Origin of the sequence: Micromonospora sp. KC213 (assembly GCF_004348325.1) — a bacterium.
Taxonomy (GTDB): Bacteria; Actinomycetota; Actinomycetes; order Mycobacteriales; family Micromonosporaceae; genus Micromonospora.
In genome coordinates this window covers 1-15,361 of record NZ_SMKF01000147.1, presented here as the reverse complement: position 1 = coordinate 15,361, position 15,361 = coordinate 1, and the positions used below count along the sequence as shown (strand labels likewise).

The following is a 15,361-nucleotide window of genomic DNA, read 5'->3' as shown; positions in this document are numbered from 1 at the left end:
ACCCTCCCTCCGCTCAATGACACCGTCGTCCCGGAACCAGACCAAGGAAGAGATGACTACCCAGGCTTCCGCGCCGCCCGAGACCAAGTCGCAGGCGCTCCGCTCGTACGACGTCGCCGACTTCCCGGCCCTCACCGGCCTGGAGGAGGAGTGGCGTTTCACCCCGCTCAAGCGCCTGCGTGGCCTGGTGGGCGAGGCTCCGGCCGCGCCCGCCGGGGTCCGCCACGAGTACGGCGACCTGCCCCAGGGCGTCACCGTCGAGCGGATCGGCCGGGACGACCCGCGGATGGGCGGCGTGCTCACTCCGTTCGACCGGGTCAGCGCGCTGGCGTACGGTGGCGTCGTCGAGCCGTTGCTGGTGTCGGTGGCCGCCGACACGGTGGTGGACACGCCGGTGGGCCTGCGGGTGGTCGGCGAGGGCGCGGACGCGGTCGCCTTCGGGCACACCTACGTCGAGGTGGGGCGCTTCGCCGAGGTGACCCTGGTGCTGGAGCACGTCGGCTCGGCCACGCTGGCCGACAACGTCGAGGTGTCGGTGGCCGACGGGGCGAAGCTGACCCTGGTCACCGTCGCCGACTGGGCCGACGACACCGTGCAGGCGCAGCACCTGAAGATCAGGCTGGGGCGGGACGCCAAGGCCACCCACGTGCAGGTCACCCTCGGCGGGGACCTGGTCCGGCAGTTCACCTCCGTGGAGTACACCGGCCGGGGTGGCGAGGCCGAGCTGTACGGCCTCTACTTCGCCGACTCCGGACAGCACCTGGAGCACCGGCAGCTGGTCGACCACAACGTGCCGGACTGCCGCAGCTATGTCGGCTACCGGGGCGCGTTGCAGGGCGACGACGCCCGGACGGTCTGGGTGGGCGACGTGCTCATCCGGGCCGAGGCGACCGGTACGGACACCTACGAGATCAACCGGAACCTGCTGCTGTCCGACGGGGCGCGGGCGGACTCCGTACCGAACCTGGAGATCGAGACCGGCGAGATCGCCGGTGCTGGGCACGCCAGCGCCACCGGTCGCTTCGACGACGAGCAGCTGTTCTACCTGATGGCCCGGGGTATCCCGGAGGCCGAGGCCCGTCGCCTGGTGGTCCGGGGCTTCTTCGCCGAGCTGATCAACAAGATCCCGGTCGGGGAGCTGCGCGAGCGGCTCGGCGACGCGATCGAGGCCCGGCTCACGAAGGTCGGCGCGTGATGATCAGGATCTGTGCGAGCGAGGACGTGCCGAAGGGCAGCGTGATCAGCGCCGACGTGGACGGCACCACGATCGCCGTGGTGCACGGCGAGGACGACCGGTTCTACGCCGTGCACGACGAGTGCTCGCACGCCGCGGTCGCCCTCTCCGAAGGCGAGGTCGAGGACTGCACGCTGGAATGCTGGCTGCACGGATCCCGTTTCGACCTACGGACCGGCGAGCCGACCGGACTGCCCGCCACCGAACCCGTACCCGTCTACCCCGTCGAGATCCGCGACGGTGACATCTACGTCGACCTGACGCCGAGCAATGGAGTGACCCGATAATGAGCACCCTGGAGATCCGCGACCTGCAGGTGTCGGTGAAGCTGCCCGAGGGTGAGCTCAAGCCGATCCTGCACGGCGTCGACCTGACCGTGCGCTCGGGGGAGACCCACGCGATCATGGGCCCGAACGGCTCCGGGAAGTCGACCCTGGCGTACTCGATCGCCGGCCACCCCAAGTACGAGATCACCCGCGGTTCGGTGACCCTCGACGGCGTCGACGTGCTGGAGATGTCCGTCGACGAGCGGGCCCGCGCCGGTCTCTTCCTGGCCATGCAGTACCCGGTCGAGGTTCCCGGCGTCTCGGTGGCGAACTTCCTGCGTACCGCCAAGACCGCCATCGACGGCGAGGCGCCGAAGCTGCGCACCTGGGGCGGCGAGCTGCGCGGCGCGATGCAGCGCCTGCAGATGGACCCGGCGTTCGCCCAGCGCAACGTCAACGAGGGCTTCTCCGGCGGTGAGAAGAAGCGGCACGAGATCGTGCAGCTGGAGCTGCTCAAGCCGAAAGTGGCCATCCTCGACGAGACCGACTCCGGGCTGGACGTGGACGCGCTGCGCGTGGTCAGCGAGGGCGTCAACCGGGTCCGCGACACCGGCGACACCGGCCTGCTGCTGATCACCCACTACACCCGGATCCTGCGTTACATCAAGCCGGACTTCGTGCACGTCTTCGTCGCCGGCCGGATCGTCGAGCAGGGCGGCCCGGAGTTGGCCGACAAGCTCGAGGAAGAGGGCTACGAGCGCTACGTCGCCGGGGCCGGCTCGGCGCGGGCCTGAGGCAGACATGACCTCCATCGCGATCCCGGCGGGCATGCCGCAGTACGACGACGCGCCCCGCTTCGACGTGGCGCGGGTGCGGGCCGACTTCCCGATCCTGGACCGGGAGGTCAACGGGCACCCGCTGGTCTACCTCGACAGCGCCAACACCTCGCACAAGCCTCGGCAGGTGCTCGACGTGCTCGCCGAGCACTACGCGACGCACAACGCCAACGTGTCGCGCTCGGTGCACACCCTGGGCACCGAGGCGACCGAGGCGTACGAGGGCGCCCGGGCGAAGATCGCCGCGTTCGTCAACGCGCCGAGCGTGGACGAGGTGGTGTTCACCAAGAACTCCACCGAGGCGATCAACATCGTGGCGTACGCGTTCTCCAACGCCTCGCTGCGGCCCGACGCCGACCCCCGGTTCCGGCTCGGCCCGGGTGACGAGATCGTCATCTCCGAGATGGAGCACCACTCGAACATCGTTCCGTGGCAGCTCCTCGCGGAGCGGACCGGCGCGACCCTGCGCTGGTTCCCGGTCACCGACGCCGGGCGGCTGGACGAGTCGGGGCTGGAGGAACTGGTCACCGAGCGGACGAAGATTGTCTCGCTGGTGCACACCTCCAACATCCTCGGCACGGTCAACGCCACCGCGCGGATCACCGAGCGGGTCCGTCAGGTCGGCGCGCTGCTGCTGCTGGACTGCTCGCAGTCGGTGCCGCACATGCCGGTGGACGTGGTCGACCTCGACGCCGACTTCGTCGTCTTCACCGGGCACAAGATGTGCGGGCCGACCGGCATCGGCGTGCTGTGGGGCCGGGGCGAACTGCTCGCCGCGATGCCTCCGGTGCTCGGTGGCGGCTCGATGATCGAGACGGTGTCGATGGCGCGGTCCACGTTCGCCGCGCCGCCGGCCCGGTTCGAGGCGGGCACCCCGCCGATCGCCGAGGCGGTCGCGCTCGGCGCGGCGGTGGACTACCTCACCGGCATCGGGATGCGCGCGATCCAGTGGCACGAGAAGGAGCTGACGGCGTACGCGCTGGATGCCCTCGCCACCGTGCCCAAGCTGCGGATCTTCGGTCCGACCGTGCCGGTCGGCCGGGGCGGGACGATCTCGTTCGCCCTCGGCGACGTGCACCCGCACGACGTGGGGCAGGTCCTCGACTCGCTCGGCGTGCAGGTGCGGGTGGGGCACCACTGCGCGAAGCCGGTGTGCACCCGGTTCGGGGTGCCGGCGATGACCCGCGCCTCGTTCTACCTGTACACCACCACTGAGGAGATCGACGCCCTGGTGGCGGGGCTCGAGCAGGTGCGGAAGGTGTTCGACTGACATGCAGCTCGACCAGCTTTACCAGGAGATCATCCTGGACCACTACAAGCACCCGCACGGCCGTGGCCTGCGCGACGCCGAGGACCCGGCGGCCCGGGTGGCCGAGGCGCACCACGTCAACCCGACCTGCGGTGACGAGATCACCGTCCGGGTGGCCGCCGACGGCGACCGGCTCGCCGACATCTCATACGACGGGATGGGCTGCTCGATCAGCCAGGCGTCGGCGAGCGTGCTGCACGAGCTGCTCACCGGCCGGGGAGCGGGTGAGGCGTTCGTGGTGCACCAGGCGTTCGTGGAGTTGATGTCCGGCCGAGGGCAGGTCACGCCGGACGAGGACGTGCTCGGTGACGGGGTGGCGTTCGCGGGTGTCGCGCGCTACCCGGCCCGGGTCAAGTGCGCGCTGCTGCCGTGGATGGCGTTCAAGGACGCCGCGGCACGCGCCGGGGTGGGCGCGAGCCCGACGGAGGTGAAGGCATGAGTTCTGAGGAGACCACCGGCACGCCAGAGACCGGTGCCGTGGCGACCGACGGCGCGCTGCCGGCCGGCGGCCCGACCGCCGTGGCGGCCGACGGCGCCGCCTCCGGCGGCAAGGCCGCTGTCGCCGACATCGAGGAGGCGATGAAGGACGTCGTCGACCCCGAGCTGGGCATCAACGTGGTCGACCTCGGCCTGGTGTACGGCGTGCACGTCGACGACCAGAACGTCGCGACGCTGGACATGACGCTCACCTCGGCGGCCTGCCCGCTGACCGACGTGATCGAGGACCAGGCTCGGCAGGCGCTGACCACCGGGCCCGGCGGGGGGCTGGTCGACGACATCCGGATCAACTGGGTGTGGCTGCCGCCGTGGGGCCCCGACAAGATCACCGACGAGGGGCGTGACCAGCTGCGCTCGCTCGGCTTCAACGTCTGACCGGTCCTCCGGTCGCGCCGGGCGCGGTACCCGCACGGGTGCCGCGCCCCCGGTGTCTCCGCCCCCCAGCGCCGCACCGGCCTGACCGCCGTACTCCACTCGCGCCTCGCGTGGTGGCGTTGCTCGGGGCTCGTGCCTCGCCTGTGGGCCGTGATCCACTCCGAATGCGGCGAATCGTGGCGTCCGGCGTCGCGGACACCGCAGTATGCCGCGAATGGAGCGCCTGGCCAGGCCGCGGCCCCGACCAGGCCGGGCATCCGGCGAGTGCTCGGGAAAGGGGTGGCGGGCGGTAGGGGCGGCGGCGAGGATGAGGCCGTGATCGAGGCGTACCCGAGGCAGCTCCCCGTCCGCGCGGCCACCGCCGCGCGTCGACAGCGGAGCGTGCCCCGGCCCGCCTCGTCCCGACATCGACCGTCGTGACCGCCGCCTTCCTCGCCGGCCTGGTGGCCGGCTACGGCGTCGCCGTGCCGGTGGGCGCGATCGCGGTGCTCATCCTCGGGCTGAGCGCCCGTACCTCGTTCCGGGTCGGCGCCGCCGCCGCGCTCGGCGTGGCGACCGCCGACGGGATCTACGCCGCCGTCGCGGTGGTGGGCGGGGCCGCCGTCGCCGCTCTCATCGCGCCGGTGGCGGGACCGCTACGGCTGGCGGCCGCCGCCGTACTGTTCGCCATCGCCGTGGACGGCGTCCGGCGGGCGCTGCGCCCACCCCGCCGGACAGACGCGACGGCACGCCGCTCCGCGTTGGACACGCCACCGCGCGCCTTCGCCGGCGTACTGGCGCTGACCCTGCTCAATCCCGCCACCGTGGTCTACTTCGTGGCACTGGTGCTCGGTCGGCCCGCTGCCGGGCCGACCGGGCCGGGCGCGGCGACGCTGTTCGTGGCCGGCGTGTTCCTCGCGTCGGCGAGCTGGCAACTGCTGATCGCCGGCGGCGGCACCCTGGTCGGGCGGGTGCTGGCCGGCGAACGCGGCCGGCGGGTCACCGCCCTGGTGTCCAGCGCCATCGTCGCCGCCCTCGCCGTCGTCGTGCTGCTCGGCGCATGACCGGTGAACTCGGGTGGCCGGCGAACCGGTGCCGGGGTGGCGGATGGTGACCACGGTGGCATCGGGCGGGACGGCCCGACCGCCCACGGGACGCCAAGGGTGGCGTACCGTTCGATCATGAGTAGCCGACCGGCAGCCGGCGGTGGCCGGTGGGTCGAGGTGGCCCCCGCCCGCGTCGCCCGCTGGGTGGCGGGCTTCGCCGACCGGCACGGCCCGCCCACCACCACCGCCCTGGGGTACGGCCTGCTGCTCACCGCCCCGGACGGTGCCATGGCCGAGCTGCACACCCCACCGGGCGCGCCGCGTGTGCCGGACCTGCCCGGCTTCGTGGGGGTGGCCGCCGCGCCCCGCCGGATCGGCCTGCTGCTCGCCCGCAAGGGCGCGGTCGCGGTCGGCGTCGCGGTGGGGGAGGAGTTGACCGTCTCCAAGGTGGACACCCGGTACGTGCAGGGGCGGACGGCGGCGGGTGGCTGGTCCCAGCAGCGCTTCGCCCGACGACGGGACAATCAGGCCAGGGCGGCGCTCGGCGACGCGACCGAGCTGGCCGTGCGGCTGCTGCTGCCGGAGGCGTCGACGCTGACCACGCTGGTCTGCGGCGGCGACCGGCGGGCGGTGGACACCGTGCTCGCCGACCGGCGACTCGCGCCACTGGCGGCGCTGCGTGCCGAGCGGCTGCTGGACGTGCCCGAGCCCCGGCACGCGGTGCTGGTCGGGGCGGTCGCCGCCGCCCGAGCGGTGCACATCCGGGTCCGTGACCCGGATCCGTCCTGAGCCGTCCCGGTGCCGGCCGGTGGGTGTCGGGGTCGTCGGTCAGCGGCCGACGCCGAAGGTGTCGCAGGACTTCGGGTCGCCGGTGGAGTACCCCCGGGTGAACCACTCCTTACGCTGGGCGGACGAGCCGTGGGTGAACTCCTCCGGGTTCACCGGGCGGTTGGCCCGCTCCGAGATGGCGTCGTCGCCGATCTTCTCGGCGGCGTCGACGGCCTGGCTGATGTCCTGCTCGCTGATGCTCGTGAAGATCTTCTGGCCGCTGTCGTCCGCGGTGCCGGTCGCGTTGCGCGCCCAGGCCCCGGCATAGCAGTCCGCCTGCAACTCCATCTGCACCGACAGGGCGTTCGCGTTGCCCGGGTCGCGCTGCTGCTGGCGGCGCACCTGTGCCTCGGTGCCGAGCAGGGTCTGCACGTGGTGGCCGTACTCGTGGGCCAGCACGTACGGCTGGGCGAACTCGCCGGCCGCGCCGAGCTGGTCGGCCAGCACCCGGTAGAAGGTGAGGTCGATGTAGACCTGGCGGTCGGCGGGGCAGTAGAACGGGCCGACGCCGGAGTCGGCGGCGCCGCAGGCGGTGGTGACACGCTGGTCGAAGAAGATCGTCTTCGCCGGCCGGTACTGCTCGCCGAACGCCTCCGGTAGCGCCGTACGCCAGTACGCCTGGATGGAGTTGACGTAGAGCGTGTTGCGGCAGTCGAGCTGCTGGAGGGCGTCGCCGGCGGCGCACCTCTGCTCCAGGGCGGTGTTGTCGCCCTGTTCTGCGCCGTCCATGGCCGCGTTCAGCCCGAAGCCGCCGCCGACCAGCGCGACCAGCACGGCGATGACGATTCCGACGATCCCACCACGTCCCCCGCCGATCGGGATGGGAATGCCCATCCCGCCGCCACCGCCGGATCCCCGCCGGTCGTCCACCTGACTGGTGTCGATCCGCGCGTTCTCGTTCAGCTCCATGTTGACCCCGATCACCGATTCGTCACGTCGCTGCGGCACCGGACCGGGTCCGGAGGTCGTCTCGATACCCGATGATCTTGCTCGGTAATCCGGGCGGCGCCGCTCGGGTCGCCCGGTACACTTGCCCCCGTGCTGCTCTGCGAAGGCTGAACCGCCCCGCGCCGACGGTCCATCGGGCCCGCCGGCCGTTTCGCGTGCCCTGAGTCAGCCCTTCCAGACCCCGAGAGCGAGTACCGGAAATGATCAATGCCACCGGCCTGGAGCTGCGCGCCGGCTCCCGGATCCTGCTGTCCGACACCACCCTGCGGGTGCAGCCGGGTGACCGGATCGGCCTGGTCGGCCGCAACGGCGCCGGCAAGACCACCACGCTGAAGGTGCTGGCGGGCGAGGGGCAGCCGTACGCCGGCCAGATCGACCGGCGCAGCGCGATCGGCTACCTGCCGCAGGACCCGCGTACCGGCGACCTGGACGTCACCGGGCGGGACCGGGTGCTCTCCGCCCGGGGGCTGGACGTGCTGATGGCCCAGATGAAGGAGCTGGAGGCCCGGCTCGCCGAGGACGCCGACGAGAAGCTGGTCCGCCGCTACGGCGCGCTGGAGGACCAGTTCGCCGCCCTCGGCGGGTACGCCGCCGAGGCCGAGGCGGCCCGGATCTGCGCCAACCTCGGGCTGCCCGACCGGGCCCTGGCGCAGACGATCGGCACCCTGTCCGGCGGTCAACGGCGCCGGATCGAGCTGGCCCGGATCCTGTTCCGCGACGCGGGTGAGAACGGCGGCGGCATCCTGCTGCTCGACGAGCCGACCAACCACCTGGACGCCGACTCGATCACCTGGCTGCGCGGCTTCCTCGCCAACCACAAGGGCGGGCTGATCGTGATCTCCCACGACGCCTCGCTGCTGGAGTCGGTGGTCAACAAGGTCTGGTTCCTGGACGCCACCCGCTCGGTGGTCGACGTCTACAACCTGGGCTGGAAGGCGTACCTGGAGGCGCGGGAGGTCGACGAGCGGCGTCGCCGCCGGGAGCGCGCCAACGCCGAGAAGAAGGCCGGCGCGCTGATGGCGCAGGCCGACAAGATGCGGGCCAAGGCCACCAAGACCGTGGCCGCGCAGAACATGGCCCGCCGGGCCGAGAGGCTGCTCTCCGGCCTGGACGAGGTCCGGGTGGCCGACAAGGTGGCCAAGGTGCGTTTCCCGACCCCGGCGCCGTGCGGCAAGACTCCGCTCACCGCGACCGGCCTGTCGAAGTCGTACGGCTCGCTGGAGATCTTCACGGACGTGAACGTCGCGGTGGACCGGGGTTCCCGGGTGGCGATCCTCGGTCTCAACGGCGCCGGCAAGACCACCCTGCTGCGGATGCTCGGTGGACTGCTGCAGCCGGACACCGGCTCGGTGAACCCGGGGCACGGGCTGCGGCTGGGCTACTACGCCCAGGAGCACGAGACGCTGGACGTGGAGCGGACGATCCTGGAGCACATGCGCAGCGCCGCGCCGGAGCAGACCGACACGGACCTGCGCCGGATCCTCGGCGCGTTCCTCTTCTCCGGCGAGGACGTGGACAAGCCCGCCGGGGTGCTCTCCGGCGGCGAGAAGACCCGGCTGGCCCTGGCGACCCTGGTCTGCTCGGGGGCGAACGTGCTGCTGCTGGACGAGCCGACCAACAACCTCGACCCGGTCAGCCGGGAGCAGGTGCTGGACGCGATCGCCCGGTACCCGGGCGCGATCGTGCTGGTGACGCACGACCCGGGTGCGGTGCTGGCCCTCAAGCCCGACCGGGCGATCCTCCTGCCCGACGGCGACGAGGACGCCTGGAGCGACGACCTCCTGGAACTCGTCGAACTGGCCTGACCCCCAGCTCAGCCCCGCTGACCACGCGGTTGGCGGCACGGTCGGAGACGAACACGGCCGCCAATCTCATGCTCCAGCGGGAGGGGAGGGTCACTCTATCGGGAAGCTGACATTGCATAGCGTGTCGGTTGGCGAAGAGTTGATATCTGGCGCATGATCGTTCGAGGCGGTCTAATAGGTGGGACCGTATCCGAACCGCACAGTCTGGGACGTGAGGAATCAGCATGGCAGCCACTGGCACAGCCACCAGCACTGAGAAGGGTCGCCGGATCGTCGGAGCCGAGCGTCAGACGCTCGCCAAGGACCTGGTAAAGCGGTACACCTCGGGCGAGAGCATCCGTGCTCTCGCGGCCTCGACCGGACGATCCTACGGGTTCATCCACCGGGTGCTCACCGAGTCCGGGGTGCAGCTGCGCCAGCGTGGCGGCGCCCGGCGCCGCAAGAAGGCGTGACCCGCCCCGCAGTGTCGTCCATCAGCGTCGCGCTCCGGGCGGTCCGGTGACCGCAGAGACGACCGGGGTACGACTCGACTGCGACGGGCCGGTCGCGACGGTCACGTTGTGCCGGCCCGACGTGCTCAACGCACAGACTCCGGCGATGTGGCGCGCCATGCGCGACTTCTCCCGGGATCTGCCCGGCGACGTGCGTGTCGTCGTCGTGCGCGGCGAGGGGCGGGCGTTCTCCGCCGGCCTCGACCTGTCCGTGGCCGGCGCCACCGGACCCGGGTCCTTCGCCGAGCTGTCCCGCCTGCCCGAGCAGGAGTGCGCGGACCTCATCGCCGAGTTCCAGGCGGGCTTCACCTGGCTGCACCGCCCCGACGTGATCTCGGTGGCGGCCGTGCAGGGGCATGCCATCGGTGCCGGTTTCCAGCTGGCTCTCGCCTGTGACCTGCGGGTGCTCGCCGAGGACGCCAGGCTGTCGATGGCCGAGGTGACCCTCGGCCTGGTCCCCGACCTGGCCGGCACCAAGCGCCTCGTCGAGCTGGTCGGATACTCCCGGGCGCTGGAGATCTGTGCGACCGGCCGGCGGTTGGACGCCACCGAGGCGGACCGGCTGGGCCTGGCCAGCATCGTCGTGCCGGCCGCCGAGCTGGACGGCGCCGTCCGGGACCTCACCGCCGGGCTACTGGCGGGCAACCGGGACGCAGTGGTGGAGATCAAGGCGTTGCTCGCCGGCGCGGCGTCGCGGACCCACGCCGAGCAGCAGCGCGCGGAGCGGGAGGCGCAAACCCGCCGGCTGCGTGATCTCGCCGGCAGGGGAGAATAGTAAGGACCGCTCAGGAAGATCCGGGTTACTGCCGAAGTTGTCGTAGTCGTCGGGAGAATCGGACCCGACGGTGCGGCACGTGCAGGGCCGGAGGTGACGATGTCCAACCCGATGTCCGGCGGGGGCATGGCCAATTGGGGCATGCTCCGGTCGATGCGCAGCCGCGACGAGGTCGACGCACACCGGCTGCAGCGCGGCACCGCCCGCCGGATCGTCGCGTTCGCCCGCCCCTACCGGCGGGACATCGCCGTCTTCCTGGTCACCGTGGTGATCGCCGCGATCATCGGGGTGGCCACGCCGGTGCTCGCCGGTGACGTCATCAACACCATCACCCGGGGCGGGCCGGACGCCGGTGACGCGGTGGTCCGCCTGGCCCTGGTCATCGCCGCCCTGGCGATCGCCGACGCGCTCTTCTCCCTGGCCCAGCGGTGGTACTCGGCGCGTATCGGCGAGGGCATCATCCTCGATCTGCGCACCCGGGTCTACGACCACGTGCAGCGGATGCCGTTGCAGTTCTTCAGCCGCACCCAGACCGGCGCCCTGGTCAGCCGCCTCAACAACGACGTGATGGGTGCCCAGCGGGCCTTCACCTCGACGCTGTCCGGAGTGGTCAGCAACGTCATCCAGCTGGTCCTCACCGCCGCGGTGATGTTCACCCTCTCCTGGCAGATCACCACCCTGTCGCTGGTGCTGCTGCCGATCTTCATCCTCCCGGCCCGCCGGGTCGGGCGACGGCTGGCCGAGATCACCCGGGAGTCGTACAACCTCGACGCCAAGATGAACGCGACCATGACCGAACGGTTCGGGGTGGCCGGGGCGTTGCTGGTCAAGCTCTTCGGCTCGCCGGAGGAGGAGGCCCGGCGTTTCGCCCGCCGCGCCGAACGGGTCCGGGACATCGGCATCCAGTCCGCGATGTACTCGCGGACGTTCTTCGTGGCGATGCTGCTGGTCGCCTCGCTGGCCCAGGCGCTGACCTACGGCCTGGGCGGCTGGTTGGCGGTCACCGGCGCGGTCAGCGCCGGCACGGTGGTCACCCTCGCGCTGCTGCTCACCCGCCTGTACGGTCCGCTGACCGCGCTGTCCAACGTCCGGGTGGACGTGATGAGCGCGCTGGTCTCCTTCGACCGGGTCTTCGAGGTCCTCGACCTGCGTCCGGGCATCGAGGAGAAGCCGGACGCGGTGCCGGTGCCCCGGGGCGACGGCCGGGTGGAGTTCCGTGAGGTCCGATTCCGCTACCCGGCCGCCGCCGAGGTGTCGCTCGCCTCGCTGGAGGAGGTGGCCACCCTCGACCGCACCGTCAACGAGCCGGTGCTCAAGGGCGTCTCGTTCACCGTCGAACCGGGCCAGATGGTGGCCCTGGTCGGCCCCTCCGGGGCCGGCAAGTCGACCCTGTCGATGCTGATCTCCCGGATCTACGACGTCACCGACGGGGCGGTGCTGGTCGGCGGTGTCGACGTACGCGACGCCACCCTCGCCTCGCTGCGCGACGAGATCGGTGTCGTCACCCAGGACAGCCACCTCTTCCACGAGACCATCCGGGAGAACCTGCGGTACGCCAAGCCGGACGCCACCGACGACGAGATCTGGGCGGCCCTCGCGGGCGCACAGGTCGCCGACCTGGTCCGAACCCTGCCCGACGGGCTGGACACCATGGTCGGCGAGCGCGGTTACCGCTTCTCCGGCGGCGAGAAACAGCGCATCGCCATCGCCCGGCTGCTGCTCAAGGCCCCGTCGATCGTGATCCTCGACGAGGCCACCGCCCACCTGGACTCGGAGAGCGAAGCGGCCGTGCAGCGCGCGCTGTCGGTGGCGCTGACCGGGCGGACGGCGCTGGTCATCGCGCACCGGCTCTCCACGGTCCGGGACGCCGACCAGATCCTCGTCCTCGACGACGGGCGGATCGTCGAGCGCGGCCGGCACGACGAACTGGTCGCCGTCGGCGGCCTCTACGCCGAGCTGTACCGCACCCAGTTCGCGGTCACCGACTCCCCGCGGCCGTACGCCGAGGGCGAGGTGCCGGACCCGGTGGTCACCACCGTGCCGATGGGCACCTACGTCGCCCGGGAGCCGCTGCCACCCGCCGCCGCCAACTAGCCGCCGGCGACGGCGGCGCGCAGCTCGCCGAAGGCGACGCCGAGCGTCTCCGGGGTGAAGTGGGCGTTCAGCCCGCTCGGGTTGGGCAGCACCCACAGCCGGGCGCCGGCCAGCAGCTCCGGCTGTGGACCGAACCCGGCCCGGGGCCGGGCGAAACCGATCCGGTAGGCGGTCACCCCGACCACCGCCACCCAGGCCGGCCGGTACCGGGCGACCTTGTCGGTGAGGATCGCCCCGCCGGCGATCAGCTCCTCCGCGGTCAACTCGTCGGCCCGGGCACTGGCCCGGGCCACCATGTTGGTGATCCCCAGGCCGAGGCCGGGCAGCAGGCTCTGCTCGCTGGGGTGCAACCGGCGCGGGGTGAAGCCGCCCCGATGCAGCGCCGGCCAGAAGCGGTTGCCGGGGCGGGCGAAGTGCCAGCCGGTCGCCGCCGACCAGAGACCCGGGTTGATGCCGACGAAGAGCACGTCCAGGCCGGACGTGATGACGTCCGGGATGGTCCGGTCCGCCGCGGCGGCCAACTCCTCCGCAGTCGGTCGGGCACCGGACCCGGGGTGGTCGACGGTCTCCCCGGGCGGGCCGGTCCGCGACGTCGGGTCGGCGACGCCTCCGGGCGTCCTCGGGTCCTGGCGGCGGCCCCTCGGCCGGGAGTCCGACGGCGCATCCGTGCGGCCCCGCCGGGGACCGGTGGGGCCGCACGGATGCGCCGTGGTGGGGTCACAGCCCGCGCAGGGCGCCGCCGTCGACCGGCACGGTCACCCCGGTCACGTAGCCGGCGGCGGGGGAGAGCAGGAACGCGGCCACCCGGCCGAACTCGACCGGATCACCGATCCGGCGCAGCGGGATGCCGGCCTCCGCCTCGACCCGGGCCGCCGCCGCGTCGCCCGTGGCGGCGAAGAGTTCCCGGTTGCGGTCGGTCATGATGCGCCCGGGCAACAACCCGAGCACCCGTACGCCCCGGGGGCCGTACTCGTCGGCCATGTCCTTGGCCACCCCCGCCAGGCCGGGCCGCAGGCCGTTGGAGATGCCGAGGCCAGGCACCGGACTGCGGGCCGAGGTGGACAACACCAGCCCGATCGCGCCACCGCCGGTCAGCGCGGCGGCCACGGTGCGGGCGGTGCGGACACTGCCCAGGAAGACCGTCTCGAAGGCCTGCCGCCACTGCGTGTCGTCGACCTGGGCGGCGGTGCCGGGCGGCGGTCCGCCGACCGAGACCAGCGCGCCGTCCAACCGGCCGAAGTGTTCCCGGGCGGCGGCGACCAGCCGCTGCGGGGTGGCCGGGTCGGCGAGGTCGGCGGTGATCCCGACGGCGCGCGCCGCTCCGCCCAGCCGGTCGACCGCCTCGGCCACCCGCTCGGGTGTCCGCGCGGAGACGACCACCCGGGCGCCGTCGGCGACGAGACATTCGGCGGTGGCGAAGCCCAGCCCGCGGGAGGCACCGGTCAGCACGTACACCCGGTCGGTGAGTCCGAGATCCATGAGGTCGATCCTGCCGTACCGGCCGCGCCTGCTCAGCGGTGGGCGGCGCGCAGCAGGCGTACCCGACCGGCGACCTGCACCGCGACGGCGCCGCCGGCGCGGGCGACGGCCGGCAGCCGGCGCGGTCGCGGCGCGGTGCGACCGTCGTAGCGGTCGGCCGCCTCGCGCTCGGCCAGCTCCTCGGCGCCGGGGGCGGGCAGCGTGCCGCGGTCGCGCAGGGTGCGGGCCAGATCCCAGCCGTCGCGCAGGGGGCCGCTGCCGGGTCGCCCGTCGGCCCACCGCCGGAAGGTGTCCCACCAGGCGTCGCCGAGTCCGGCGGCGAGGCGGGGCCAGCGCCGGGCGACCTCGCCGGCCCGCTTGCGCAGCAGGGCGAGCCGGGCCGCCGCCAGCGGGCCGGCGGCGAAGCCGGGCGGCGGGGTGCCCCCGGCGACCAGGGCCGCCACCAGCGCGGCCTGCCGCGCGGCGAGGTCACCGGCCGGCTGTCGCGGCCGTTCGCCGCCCGATGGTGCGGCCGGCGGCCCGGCCTGGGTGCCGCGGCGGCTCACGTGACCACCGGGTACCCGGAGGCGGCGGCCAACGCGTCCAGCTCCGCACACAGTTCGTGCGCCGGCGGGTAGTGGCCGTCGCGCTCCAGCAGCAGCGCCGGCGGACGGTGCCGGGCGCAGAGCGCCTCGACCAGATCGAGCACCTCCGGCGGCACCGGGTCGGTGTGCGTGTCGTGGTAGTAGCCACCCTGCTCGGCACCGCCGGCCACGTGGACGTAGGCGACCCGGTCCAGCGGTAGCCGGTCCAGCACGGCAGCGGGGTCGCCACCCCGGTTACGGGCGTTGGCGTGCAGGTTGGCCAGGTCGAGCAGCAGCATCGCCCCGGTGGCGTCGAGGATCTCGGTGAGGAAGTCCGCCTCGTCCAGTTCGTCGTCCGGCCAGTCGAAGAGCGCGGCGACCGGTTCCAGCGCGAGTGGCACCGGCAGCTCCGCCTGCGTGCGCCGGACGTTCGCCACCACCGCGGCCACCGCCTCCCGGCTGCGGGGCACCGGCAGCAGGTGCCCGGCCTCCAGACCGCCGGCCCGGACGAACGCGATGTGTTCGCTGACCAGCGGTGCCCCGACCAGATCCGCCACCCGCGCCAGGTGGGCGACCCGGGCCGGCTCGACCGGCTCCGCGCCGCCGAGGGAGAGCCGCACCCCGTGCGGTACGACGGCGACGCCGCGTTCCCGCAGCTCGGCGAGACCGACCGGGGCCCTGTCGTGTACCGCCTCGGCCACCACCTCGACGAACCGCAACCCCGGCAGCTCGGCGACGAAACCGGCGATCTCCGGTCGCCAGCCGATGCCGACCCCGACCGGGCCGGTCATCCGCCGCACCCGCCGCCGCCGCAGCCACCGCCACCGCCACCGCC

17 protein-coding genes are annotated in these 15,361 nt (G+C 72.9%); 12 read left to right on the top strand and 5 right to left on the bottom strand.

What is annotated here, in order from left to right:
- Positions 1-52: 52 nt before the first annotated feature.
- The 8 genes from sufD (at position 53) to E1166_RS23730 (ending at position 6,332) form a co-directional block, all read left to right on the top strand.
- On the top strand, positions 53-1,195 hold the full coding sequence (sufD, locus tag E1166_RS23765; protein ID WP_132342163.1) for a Fe-S cluster assembly protein SufD: 1,143 nt from the start codon (positions 53-55) through the stop codon (positions 1,193-1,195).
- Positions 1,195-1,521, top strand: coding sequence for a non-heme iron oxygenase ferredoxin subunit (locus E1166_RS23760; RefSeq protein WP_132261577.1), 327 nt, complete (start codon positions 1,195-1,197; stop codon positions 1,519-1,521). The genes sufD and E1166_RS23760 overlap by 1 nt, the downstream gene beginning before the upstream one ends.
- Positions 1,521-2,294: a Fe-S cluster assembly ATPase SufC gene (sufC, locus tag E1166_RS23755; RefSeq protein ID WP_132342161.1), complete on the top strand. Its 774-nt coding sequence runs from the start codon at positions 1,521-1,523 to the stop codon at positions 2,292-2,294. Before E1166_RS23760 ends, sufC begins: the two co-directional genes overlap by 1 nt.
- Before the next feature lie 7 nt (positions 2,295-2,301).
- Complete coding sequence (locus tag E1166_RS23750; protein WP_132342159.1) at positions 2,302-3,606, top strand: cysteine desulfurase; 1,305 nt, start codon at positions 2,302-2,304, stop codon at positions 3,604-3,606.
- Position 3,607: 1 nt separating this feature from the next.
- A complete protein-coding gene (gene sufU / locus E1166_RS23745; protein ID WP_132342157.1) occupies positions 3,608-4,084 on the top strand; it encodes a Fe-S cluster assembly sulfur transfer protein SufU in 477 nt (158 codons plus the stop codon).
- Positions 4,081-4,518 carry a metal-sulfur cluster assembly factor gene (locus E1166_RS23740; RefSeq protein WP_132342155.1) on the top strand — a complete coding sequence of 146 codons (438 nt, stop codon included), beginning with the start codon at positions 4,081-4,083 and terminating at the stop codon, positions 4,516-4,518. Before sufU ends, E1166_RS23740 begins: the two co-directional genes overlap by 4 nt.
- A 416-nt stretch (positions 4,519-4,934) precedes the next feature.
- Positions 4,935-5,561 (top strand): LysE family transporter, encoded by a 627-nt coding sequence (locus E1166_RS23735; protein WP_132342153.1) that lies wholly within the window; start codon positions 4,935-4,937, stop codon positions 5,559-5,561.
- Positions 5,562-5,678: 117 nt separating this feature from the next.
- A complete protein-coding gene (locus tag E1166_RS23730) occupies positions 5,679-6,332 on the top strand; it encodes an acVLRF1 family peptidyl-tRNA hydrolase (protein ID WP_132342151.1) in 654 nt (217 codons plus the stop codon).
- A gap of 39 nt (positions 6,333-6,371) precedes the next feature.
- Here E1166_RS23730 and E1166_RS23725 read toward each other — a convergent pair whose 3' ends face one another.
- Positions 6,372-7,280, bottom strand: a complete 909-nt coding sequence (locus E1166_RS23725) for a neutral zinc metallopeptidase (protein ID WP_132342167.1) — start codon at positions 7,278-7,280, stop codon at positions 6,372-6,374.
- Positions 7,281-7,519: 239 nt separating this feature from the next.
- Between E1166_RS23725 and E1166_RS23720 the strand changes: the two genes are divergently transcribed.
- The 4 genes from E1166_RS23720 (at position 7,520) to E1166_RS23705 (ending at position 12,484) form a co-directional block, all read left to right on the top strand.
- Positions 7,520-9,124 (top strand): ABC-F family ATP-binding cassette domain-containing protein, encoded by a 1,605-nt coding sequence (locus E1166_RS23720; RefSeq protein WP_132342149.1) that lies wholly within the window; start codon positions 7,520-7,522, stop codon positions 9,122-9,124.
- A gap of 224 nt (positions 9,125-9,348) precedes the next feature.
- Positions 9,349-9,576, top strand: coding sequence for a helix-turn-helix domain-containing protein (locus tag E1166_RS23715; protein WP_007462679.1), 228 nt, complete (start codon positions 9,349-9,351; stop codon positions 9,574-9,576).
- 46 nt (positions 9,577-9,622) lie between these two features.
- Positions 9,623-10,390 (top strand): enoyl-CoA hydratase/isomerase family protein, encoded by a 768-nt coding sequence (locus tag E1166_RS23710; protein ID WP_132342147.1) that lies wholly within the window; start codon positions 9,623-9,625, stop codon positions 10,388-10,390.
- Between the two features lie 111 nt (positions 10,391-10,501).
- On the top strand, positions 10,502-12,484 hold the full coding sequence (locus E1166_RS23705) for an ABC transporter ATP-binding protein (RefSeq protein ID WP_207914456.1): 1,983 nt from the start codon (positions 10,502-10,504) through the stop codon (positions 12,482-12,484).
- Here E1166_RS23705 and mug read toward each other — a convergent pair.
- The 4 genes from mug to E1166_RS23685 form a co-directional block, all read right to left on the bottom strand.
- Positions 12,481-13,005, bottom strand: a complete 525-nt coding sequence (gene mug / locus E1166_RS23700; RefSeq protein WP_132342143.1) for a G/U mismatch-specific DNA glycosylase — start codon at positions 13,003-13,005, stop codon at positions 12,481-12,483. The genes E1166_RS23705 and mug overlap by 4 nt on opposite strands.
- Positions 13,006-13,201: 196 nt before the next feature.
- Positions 13,202-13,963 carry an SDR family oxidoreductase gene (locus E1166_RS23695; RefSeq protein ID WP_132342141.1) on the bottom strand — a complete coding sequence of 254 codons (762 nt, stop codon included), beginning with the start codon at positions 13,961-13,963 and terminating at the stop codon, positions 13,202-13,204.
- A gap of 32 nt (positions 13,964-13,995) precedes the next feature.
- Positions 13,996-14,409, bottom strand: a complete 414-nt coding sequence (locus E1166_RS23690; RefSeq protein WP_132342165.1) for a hypothetical protein — start codon at positions 14,407-14,409, stop codon at positions 13,996-13,998.
- A gap of 95 nt (positions 14,410-14,504) precedes the next feature.
- A complete protein-coding gene (locus E1166_RS23685) occupies positions 14,505-15,317 on the bottom strand; it encodes a DUF692 domain-containing protein (RefSeq protein WP_132342139.1) in 813 nt (270 codons plus the stop codon).
- Positions 15,318-15,361 lie beyond the last annotated feature (44 nt).

Excerpts from the sequence above, each read along its gene's own strand:
- sufD (WP_132342163.1), top strand. The coding sequence starts at position 53 with ATGACTACCCAGGCTTCCGCGCCGCCCGAGACCAAGTCGCAGGCGCTC.
- E1166_RS23715 (WP_007462679.1), top strand. The coding sequence starts at position 9,349 with ATGGCAGCCACTGGCACAGCCACCAGCACTGAGAAGGGTCGCCGGATC.
- E1166_RS23685 (WP_132342139.1), bottom strand. The coding sequence starts at position 15,317 with ATGACCGGCCCGGTCGGGGTCGGCATCGGCTGGCGACCGGAGATCGCC.
- E1166_RS23720 (WP_132342149.1), top strand. The coding sequence starts at position 7,520 with ATGATCAATGCCACCGGCCTGGAGCTGCGCGCCGGCTCCCGGATCCTG.
- sufC (WP_132342161.1), top strand. The coding sequence starts at position 1,521 with ATGAGCACCCTGGAGATCCGCGACCTGCAGGTGTCGGTGAAGCTGCCC.
- E1166_RS23730 (WP_132342151.1), top strand. The coding sequence starts at position 5,679 with ATGAGTAGCCGACCGGCAGCCGGCGGTGGCCGGTGGGTCGAGGTGGCC.
- E1166_RS23750 (WP_132342159.1), top strand. The coding sequence starts at position 2,302 with ATGACCTCCATCGCGATCCCGGCGGGCATGCCGCAGTACGACGACGCG.
- E1166_RS23695 (WP_132342141.1), bottom strand. The coding sequence starts at position 13,963 with ATGGATCTCGGACTCACCGACCGGGTGTACGTGCTGACCGGTGCCTCC.
- E1166_RS23740 (WP_132342155.1), top strand. The coding sequence starts at position 4,081 with ATGAGTTCTGAGGAGACCACCGGCACGCCAGAGACCGGTGCCGTGGCG.
- E1166_RS23725 (WP_132342167.1), bottom strand. The coding sequence starts at position 7,280 with ATGGAGCTGAACGAGAACGCGCGGATCGACACCAGTCAGGTGGACGAC.
- E1166_RS23760 (WP_132261577.1), top strand. The coding sequence starts at position 1,195 with ATGATCAGGATCTGTGCGAGCGAGGACGTGCCGAAGGGCAGCGTGATC.
- sufU (WP_132342157.1), top strand. The coding sequence starts at position 3,608 with ATGCAGCTCGACCAGCTTTACCAGGAGATCATCCTGGACCACTACAAG.
- E1166_RS23705 (WP_207914456.1), top strand. The coding sequence starts at position 10,502 with ATGTCCGGCGGGGGCATGGCCAATTGGGGCATGCTCCGGTCGATGCGC.